The sequence below is a fragment of the Mesorhizobium kowhaii genome, from assembly GCF_042431665.1.
GTDB lineage: Bacteria > Pseudomonadota > Alphaproteobacteria > Rhizobiales > Rhizobiaceae > Mesorhizobium > Mesorhizobium kowhaii.
Window position 1 is genome coordinate 1 of the sequence record NZ_JBHLYT010000148.1, and the last position, 8,380, is coordinate 8,380.

Below are 8,380 nucleotides of genomic sequence, written 5' to 3' on the forward strand. Positions count from 1 at the left end.
TCCGCCGCCTCGCTCGCGACGATGATCCATGGTGGAAAAACGTCAAACTAGATGCGATCGTGCTTGCCGGAAGCCGCCCCGAGGACGTGCCTACGCTTCAAGGGGCTGTGCACGGATAGGATCGGGTCAACAAAGAAAAAAGACGCCGCTTAGTTTCAGGATGGGTTCTGATTGCCCGAGGATTTCTGAAAGCCGCCTCGCAATAGCAACCTCGTTGCCGATGCAGGCGACATCGGGAACCCGGTCATGTCCACGGTGATCAACTGTGCCATCGCCTATGCCGATGCATTAACCGCCAAATCCCGCGGTGAAATCAACCAAGGCGACCATCAAGCGGTCGTTAAGCTGCTGCGGGCGGCTTTAGGGAAGAATCTGCCCTCGAAGCAGGGAGCGAATTTGAGGGCACTCCTAGAAGGATGAAGTGCAGTACGGATCAAGGGCCAAGACGCGAAACGACGCGGAGAGGGCGCTGACGCGCCTGGACGAGTTCGCTGCATGGGCCGAGGAACACCTCGCCCTTTGAGGTCGGCTTCGAAGGGAAATACCTAGCCGTTCATGTTGCTGAACGGCTGAAGAACCTTGTCTGGAGCACTCGACGGCGTTGGTGGCGACTGCTACCTGATTGCGGACATTCTCAGAGACGCAGGCAGGGCACTCGTTCATTTGCAGTGCCTTCTAAATTCAAATTGAGAGACACTACCCGCGGATGGTTCAGTTCCCTAAGAGCGCCACCCCTGCCAATGGCTACGCTGGAAAGTACGATCACCAAGTCGTCGCCTCTCCGCGGGACACGTTCCTTATCAAACCGCAATCGAAATAGTTCGGATCCGAACAATTTGAACCGCGCTGTTTACCTTTTCGAAGGATGCGCACCCTAATAGCCGCCTTCCCTGGCGCAAGCTGGGCAATTGAGGACAAACTGATGTTTGCGACACGCATATCGATAGCGACGCGGGACGGCCGCGAAGCACGAGGCTGAGGCCTCCGGTATGTTGTGCCGGAGAACCCTCGCTCCGGCTTCCTGACCCTCCCAGAAACTGTCGACCGCCACGGCTCCCCGCCAGGGGAACGCTGTCGGCGCGCGCACAAAAGGAGGGCTCTACATGCGCAAGAAGATTGCAATCAACGAATTCATTCCGCGTGCTCCGCTGCGGGAGGAACTCAGGCCGGACTGGCTGTCCTCGGCAGCAGCGCTTCACCCGAAGGAGGGTGACGGCGCGACCGTCGAAAGGAGCTTGCAGATAGCGAGCTGAAGCCGGCTGCACGGTCGTGGACTCCTCCGGAGCCAACCCGCGCGTCGCGTAAGTTGTCGCGTCCCGCTGCCAAGAAAGGCGGATCGGCGGAGGGCGGGATGCCCTTGCGCTCCACCGCCTCCTACCGGGGAACCGTGGTCGACCATGCCCGGAACCGGGAGTTCGTCTACGAGAGCAAGCTCGAGCGCGGCTTCATCTACATCTCGCTGGCCAGCGAACTGGTCGAGGACTACCTCGATCAGCCGCCTCCGGTCGATTTTCTTGATGGAGACGGCAGGATGTCCACGCACACCTTTGACGCGCTGTTGACCCTTAACGACGGCGTCCGTGCGGCCGTCGACATGAAGCCGAAGAGCAAGGTCCTCAAATCCGGGATCCTGCAAGTGCAGCGGCTGATCGAAGAACAGCATGGGAAGGCGATTGCGGACATCTATCTGGTCCGGACGGAGGATCACATCCATCCGGATGACGTTGCGGACGCGGTGCTCTTGCTTCGCGCCCGTCGGCTCGCTTCTGAAAAGGCCGATGCGGTGCTCGCCGGATTGGTAGCCAGCCTGCACGGCTGGTGCCGTCTTCGCGACCTGGTGGCGGCCTCCGGTATCGGCGGCGACGCCTTCAACGCCGTCGTCCGCCTGATCGGCGGCGGCGTGCTGGAGGTCTGGGACCACGCCAGGATCTCCTACGAATGCTTCGTCAGGCGCGCCCGCGCCTGACCTTTACCAGACAAGAGGGATTACCATGAACGTTTTCAACGGCAACGCTTTCCGCTCGTCCGCTCCGACAACCTATGGTTTCGAGCCGGGCCACGTCTTCGCAATCAGGGAGGGTTTCGACGAGGTTCTCTATAAGCACATCAGCCACGACAGGCACGTGCTGACGGCCAGTCCTTTGGCCAATCCTGAGCTCCGCCAGGTCTTCCCGCAGGATGAGATCAGGGAGTTGGTCGAAGGCGGCAGACTCGACCCCCTCACCGAACGAAACAGCGGATCCCGCCAGACCCTTCTCGCCCGGTCGCCGGACATCAGGTCCGCCCGCGACCTGGATCAGGAGGAACAAGACCAACTGGCCTTCTACTGGAAGCTCTGCCGCCACGTCGTCCAGATGTACGACGACGGTTTGACCAGCCTGACGGACAAGGCGCTCAAGAGGACGATCGGCAAGGTCATGGCGCATCTGGTCTACGGCGCGGACGACGACAGTGACGATGGTCGCCAAAGCAAGCGCGGCAAGAGGGAAGCTGCCGGCATGCGGGAGATCTCGGCCCGCAAGGCCAAGGGCGCCTACCGTGCGCCCTCGCCCGCCACCGTGCGGAAATGGATTCGCGACCTGGTTCAGCACGAATGGGATCTGCTTGCGCTGCGCGACCACCGCAAGGGCCGCGTGGGCGGCCGCACGCCGAAAATCACGGACCCGCATGCCGTCGCGTTGATGGCCAAGTGGGTGCAGGCCTTCCTTGACCGCAGCCGCCCGTCGGCGGCGACCCTGTACAGGCTGATGACGGGTTCGACGAAGCTCGAAGAGGAGAACGCACGACGCGACCGCGAAGGCGCCCCTCGCCTTCGCGGCACGGAGGCGCTGTCCTTCGCTGCAACGAACCTTGCCCGCTCGGCTCAAGGACTTCCTGCGCTCCCGGTCCCATCGCTCAGCACCTTCGAGCGCGCGATCCGCAAGCTGGACAGCTACCAGGTAGCCCTCGCCCGGTACGGAGCGGGCCACGCGCGCAGGACGCACAAGGTGAGCGGCAGGCCGGAATCGGTTCTGTACCCTGGCGAGCGTGTCGCGCTCGATTGCTGGCGCGTCCAGCTGATGTCACTGAAGCTCCCCGAGCAATTCTGGGAAGGCATTCCCGAGGAGCTCGTTGGGAAGATCGTCAAGCTCAGGCTCATGTTGTGCGTGGCGATCGATGAAGCCACCAAGGTCGTCTTGGGCGCGAAGCTGTCCTGGAGTGCGAACGCGGACACCTCAATTCGCACCTTGGAGATGGTCTGCCGCAACAAAGACGAAATCGCCCTGGCGGCCGGCTGCCGGTCGACGTGGCGCCACGCTTGTTCACCTTTGATGGTGGCCACGGACTCGGGATCCGAGTTCATCGATGCCGGCTTCCGTTGCGCCGTGACCGACATCGGCTCCGCGAACGAGATCGGGCCCGCTTCGCACCCGGACGCGCGAGGCGTCGTCGAACGCTTCTTCGAAACCGTCGACTCCCAGTTGCTGCCGTTCTTCCAAGGTCGCACGTTCTCCAGCGTCGGCGACAAGGGCGAGGCCAATCCCGAAGCGCTGGCTCATGTCGTCTCGGCTGTCCTGGGACCCGCGCTGGTTCGCTATATCGTAGACGTCTACCACAACTCTCCTCATGCCGGCCTCGGCGGCCAGACGCCGAACGAGGCGTGGGAAGAGCGGGCCGCTCTGTTCAAGGTCGTGCCTCCGCCTGCAAAGGAAGTGATCACGATCGCGTTCGGCTTCTCGGACAACCGGCGCATCCAGAACCGCGGCGTCCGCTTCCTGGGGCTCTACTATCGCTCGGAGGCTCTCAGTCAGTTGCGCCGGCAAGTCGGCCAGGCCGACATTCGGATGCGAGCAGATCTGGAGAACCTGGGCACGATCTGGGTCTCGAAGAATGTGCCTGGAGCCGAATGGTTTGCCGTTCATTGCGACATGCCCATGGAAGGCGTTTCCGCTGCCCTCTGGGAGGAGGCGGCAGCGGCCTTGCGGCGCAAGCATGCCGATATCGCCAAACTCAGCGATCACATCGTACAGGCCGCTCTGCTCGATCTGCGCGAAACTGGCAGGCACTCAGCGTCGGTAGCCGGGATCGGCCCGTCGACGGTCTCCCGCGAAGAGGTCCTCCGGCGAGAGGCCGAGATCGAGCGGCATTTCAACTACACGACCGTACGCGACCGCGGCCAGACCTTCGAGGACCTCGATGCCAACGACCAGCAGACCGACAACCTGCCGCCAGCTGCCGACGACTCCCAGGTTCCGGAAACTCTCTCAGAGGACGAGGACGCCGACTCGCATGCTCCGATCGCGCGGCGCCGCGGCCGTCTCAAGTCCGATTTTCTCAGGAAGGATTGATAGATGAACATGATGAACACCTCGGGCACGGGCCGGAAGTCGGCTGAATTCCTCAACCGGATCGTTTCGCACCAGACCGATAAACGGCGCTCGGTGAACCAGGCGCTGGGTCAGGTGCTTTCGGCTTACCTTCCCACGATCTACGATCAGCAGCTCAATGAGCAGATTGACTGGCTGCTGGATTCAATGCTCCTCGAACTTGGACAGCAGCCTGGCGTTGCCAGGCCCCAGGGCCAGGTTCGTGGCGGTCGCGCTCTGGTAGTCACTGGGCAGGCGGGTGCAGGCAAGAGCCGCGCCCTTTCACATACCTTCGCGAACCGCCCGGAGTTCGAGGGTTTCGGCATGCCGGGCGAGTGGTGCCCGTTGCTCTCCGTGGTGGCCCCCTCCCCGTTCACCCTCGGTGCGCTCGGTAACGAGATTGCCCGAAAGCTCGGCTATCACGGTCGAAGGGAAATTCAGCACAGCAAGGTGTGGCCTGTCGTTCGCGAGCTTATGGCCGAGTTCGGAGTGAGAATCCTGCACATCGATGAGGCGCAGCATGGGGACGAAATCAGGAGCGACACCATGGCCCAAGAGGTCGAGAACACGTTCAAGCGCATGATGCAGGAAGCAGACTGGCCGATCTGGCTCATTCTTTCCGGCCTCCCAGAGCTGTCGCGCTTCTGCCAGAACGATGCTTCCATGAAGCGGCGTGTCCGCGTCCTTCCCTTCGAACCGCTGACCTTCGCTGATCACGCCGAGGCGGTCCGCCAAACGGTTCATGATCTGGTGAGACTCTGCCCGGCGGTGGGGTGCGGCAAGCTTAAGTCAGACGAGTTCGCTCATCGCCTGCTCCACGCTGCTACCTACCAGTTTGGGATCGTCGTCGAGTATGTGCAGGACGCCATCGCCGAGTGCCTCGCTGCGGAAGGCGGGGGTGAACTCGACCTTGGCCACTTCGCCGATGTGTACGCGCTCCGCACTGGGGTTCTGATTGACGACCTGAATCCTTTCTTGGCCAAGAACTGGACCGCAATTCCTGTCGAGGCGGCTCTGTACGAGGACGATGTCGACGAGTCCGGACGGCCGACCGGCGTACGAAAGCCGAAAGAGCGCAAGACGAAAGGAGCCCGGAAATGAAGCTTTCACTGACTCTGCCGCTTGGGGAACGTGAGTGCCCGTCCGACTACGCCTCCCGTCTGGCTACTCGGACCTATCGAAATCACATGCGCGACTTCTGCCGCGATTTCGGAATCGATCCTCAGGCGGTAATCGACGGCAAACCGGAAGCGATCATTGCCCTAGCTGATCTTGCGGACGTGTCACAGGAGGACCTTCTGAAGGAATCCTTTGCCCGCGTAGGTCAACGCCGGGTGTTCCTGCACAAAGGCCAAGATCTCCTTGGGTCGAGCCTCACTCGAAACCAAATCCGGATGTGCCCTGCCTGCATGACAGAAGACATCGAGCGCCTCGACTGCCGAGTCGCTGCGAGGCCACATCGCCGAAGCACGTGGATGATCCGAGGCGTGAGGACGTGCAACTGGCATGGGATGGCGCTCGCCGAGATTGGTAAGCTCGAAGCCCCAGGCGTCACGCATGACAGTTCGCGTGCTATCGCTGACGCGATCCACAGGCTGCCATCGCTGGTCGACGGAGCAACGGTCCGCGCACCCTCCCCGTTCGAGCACTACCTGGTAAGACGGATCGAAGGTGGAGCTTCGAAATCATGGCTGAGCGACTTGCCTCTTTATGCCGCGCTCCACTTCTGTTTTGTGGCAGGTGCGGTCGCCCTGCACGGCCCCGCGGTCACGCTGGACAACATCGACGCCGACGAAGCCTGGGGGTGTGAGGCTGCGGGTTTCAATGTGGCGGACAGGGGCGCCGAGGGAATTAGGGAGTTCCTCAACGAACTGCAGGCCCCTTTCCGCAACAGCCGCTCGTCTGCAGGCCCCAAGGTTATGTACGGCCGTTTGTATGATTGGCTGGCGCACGACTGTCGTGACAGGGCATACGATCCCTTGCGAGAAATCATCGTCGACCATTCCCTGGACACGCTTGCGCTGGGACCCGGCGACGTACTCTTCGGCCGCGATGTCGGCGCTCGTCGGCTCCATTCCGTCCGCACGGCCGCGCAGGAGTTCTCGATCCATCCTAAACGGCTGCGCAAGGCCTTGGAGAGGACAGGACTTGCTGCCGAGGGTTCCGACCGGCTGATCAACCACCGAGTTGTCGCCGACCCTGAACAGGTGGCCGCCCTCGTCAAGGAACTGAAGCAGACGATGAACCTGACGGCGGCACGGATCTATCTGAACGTTCCTCGCCCCCACGATGAAGGTCTGGCTAAGAGTGGTCTGCTCAAGCCGATGATCGAGAAGCCCCGAGGCCGCAGCGGGATGCATTACACGTTTCGAAGGGAGGACCTGGATGCGTTTCTTGAAAAGCTTCTTGAGAAGGCGGACCCAGCACTCGGCGGCGACCCTGCCTTCGAGACGCTTCTGAAGGCAGCCAAGCGGTGCTGCTGCGCAGTAATGGATGTGGTGAGGCTCGTAGTTGACGGAAAGCTCGCACGGGTCGGCCGCAACCCGGCCGAACAAGGCTTCATGTCCGTCCTTGTCGATGCCAACGAAGTCAGGCCACACGTGACGGGGCCTGACTACGATGGCTTCTCATTGCGTGATCTGGAGAAGCTCCTTTCGAGTGGTACCTACGCGGTGAAGGCACTCGTCGAGAAGGGACTCCTCACGACCGTCACAGTAAAAAACCCGATGACCGGATGGATCCAGCCAATCGTTCGCAAAGAGGAACTGGAACGGTACCGGCGCGAATACGTCTCTCTACATGCGTTGGCGCGGGAGCGGGGCGAGCATTTCGCTCGAGTGAAGAAGGCCCTCGTCGTATCGGGCGTTTTTCCTATCGGCGATCCCGAAGAGTTGAAGCAGACGCTCTACCGCAGGTCCGACATCCCGCCCGAGGTGAGCACTGCTAGTTCACTTCGGGATGCGAATCCTTCACTGGACACAGACGCAACGGGAGTGAGTCATGAGCGAAAGACCGTCGACTAAAAATGATCGAGTGCGCGAAATTATTGTGAATGGACGGAAAATCTGGCTCGTAAGATTCAGGCACGACCTCTTCCTGAAGAAGGCGTTCGATAGCGAGGCGGAGTTACAGGAGGCTCTAGGCGCCGACGAACGAGCGTCGGCAACTGTACATGTTCGCAAGGACCCGGAGGCTCCTTGGAGCATGATCGAGTTCCTCCTAAACGGAGAACCTTTGTATACGATCTACAATGGCACTAGCGGGAAGATTGGCACGAACGGCACCAATGATCTCAGCATCGCCAATGCGGCGGCTGAGCGCCTCAACCAGCGATCGCATCTTAATTCCAGTCTTTGACGCTGTTCACGATTTCCATGACCTTCAAGTGTAAAGAGTGCTGCTCGTTGACAAGGCTCCACGCTCCGTACTCGCGTTCGTGTCGGATCGCACGATCAAACCAAGCCTGGTGATTGCCGACCTCCGTTGCAGTTGACCCGAGATCAGCATTCGCCCGCGCCTCATCGAGGAGCCGGCCAACAACGTTGACGTAGCCAGCCTCGCGCCAAGCCACGACGTCCTTCATCACCTTGTCGATCGGCCTTTGGTTCTTCGTCCTATCCATAATTCCATCTCCGACATCGCCTGACTCTTTTCAGGATGAGCGCCGGCGCTGCATCATCAAACCGAAAGTTCGATTGGTACCTAACCAGCCCATTAGCTGACATGTGCGCGGATTCTGAGCAGCCTTCGTGCGAAGATACCATGAGCGAACATGAAGGGATGGCAAAAAACATATAGCAATTACAATACCTTAAAAGGCATAGTGAGTGAGAATTACTGACGCGTCAGGGTGCCACACCCAAAGTTGGGTACCTGAAAGCCAATGTTGTGTACCTGGAGGGGCCTGACGGCCGCCTCTCAGGCAACTGAAAGGGGTGGCTGGGCTTTTAGGCAAAGGAACGATTTCCGGATGCAAAAAGCGTCCGGAAAAATCGACTACAGAACAAACCAAGAATTGAACGCAAGGAGGGCAC

At 60.7% G+C, this 8,380-nt stretch carries 8 protein-coding genes; 7 read left to right on the forward strand and 1 reads right to left on the reverse strand.

The window, feature by feature from the left end; translation table 11 throughout:
• The first annotated feature begins 246 nt into the window (after window positions 1-246).
• The 7 genes from ACFFNA_RS36390 to ACFFNA_RS36420 all read left to right on the forward strand — a co-directional run bounded on the left by ACFFNA_RS36390 (window position 247) and on the right by ACFFNA_RS36420 (window position 7,703).
• On the forward strand, window positions 247-420 hold the full coding sequence (locus ACFFNA_RS36390; protein WP_378924812.1) for a hypothetical protein: 174 nt from the start codon (window positions 247-249) through the stop codon (window positions 418-420).
• Between the two features lie 683 nt (window positions 421-1,103).
• Window positions 1,104-1,253: a hypothetical protein gene (locus ACFFNA_RS36395; protein ID WP_378924814.1), complete on the forward strand. Its 150-nt coding sequence runs from the start codon at window positions 1,104-1,106 to the stop codon at window positions 1,251-1,253.
• A 98-nt stretch (window positions 1,254-1,351) separates the two neighbouring features.
• Entirely contained in the window at window positions 1,352-1,966 is a 615-nt protein-coding gene (locus ACFFNA_RS36400) for a hypothetical protein (protein ID WP_378924816.1), read from the forward strand.
• Between the two features lie 25 nt (window positions 1,967-1,991).
• Window positions 1,992-4,328: a TnsB C-terminal domain-containing protein gene (locus ACFFNA_RS36405; protein WP_378924818.1), complete on the forward strand. Its 2,337-nt coding sequence runs from the start codon at window positions 1,992-1,994 to the stop codon at window positions 4,326-4,328.
• Window positions 4,329-4,331: 3 nt separating this feature from the next.
• Window positions 4,332-5,447, forward strand: a complete 1,116-nt coding sequence (locus ACFFNA_RS36410) for an ATP-binding protein (RefSeq protein WP_378924820.1) — start codon at window positions 4,332-4,334, stop codon at window positions 5,445-5,447.
• Entirely contained in the window at window positions 5,444-7,369 is a 1,926-nt protein-coding gene (locus ACFFNA_RS36415) for a TniQ family protein (RefSeq protein ID WP_378924822.1), read from the forward strand. Before ACFFNA_RS36410 ends, ACFFNA_RS36415 begins: the two co-directional genes overlap by 4 nt.
• Window positions 7,347-7,703, forward strand: a complete 357-nt coding sequence (locus tag ACFFNA_RS36420; protein WP_378924824.1) for a hypothetical protein — start codon at window positions 7,347-7,349, stop codon at window positions 7,701-7,703. Before ACFFNA_RS36415 ends, ACFFNA_RS36420 begins: the two co-directional genes overlap by 23 nt.
• Here the strand turns inward: ACFFNA_RS36420 and ACFFNA_RS36425 are convergent.
• Window positions 7,687-7,968, reverse strand: coding sequence for a hypothetical protein (locus ACFFNA_RS36425; protein WP_378924825.1), 282 nt, complete (start codon window positions 7,966-7,968; stop codon window positions 7,687-7,689). The genes ACFFNA_RS36420 and ACFFNA_RS36425 overlap by 17 nt on opposite strands.
• Window positions 7,969-8,380: the final 412 nt, after the last annotated feature.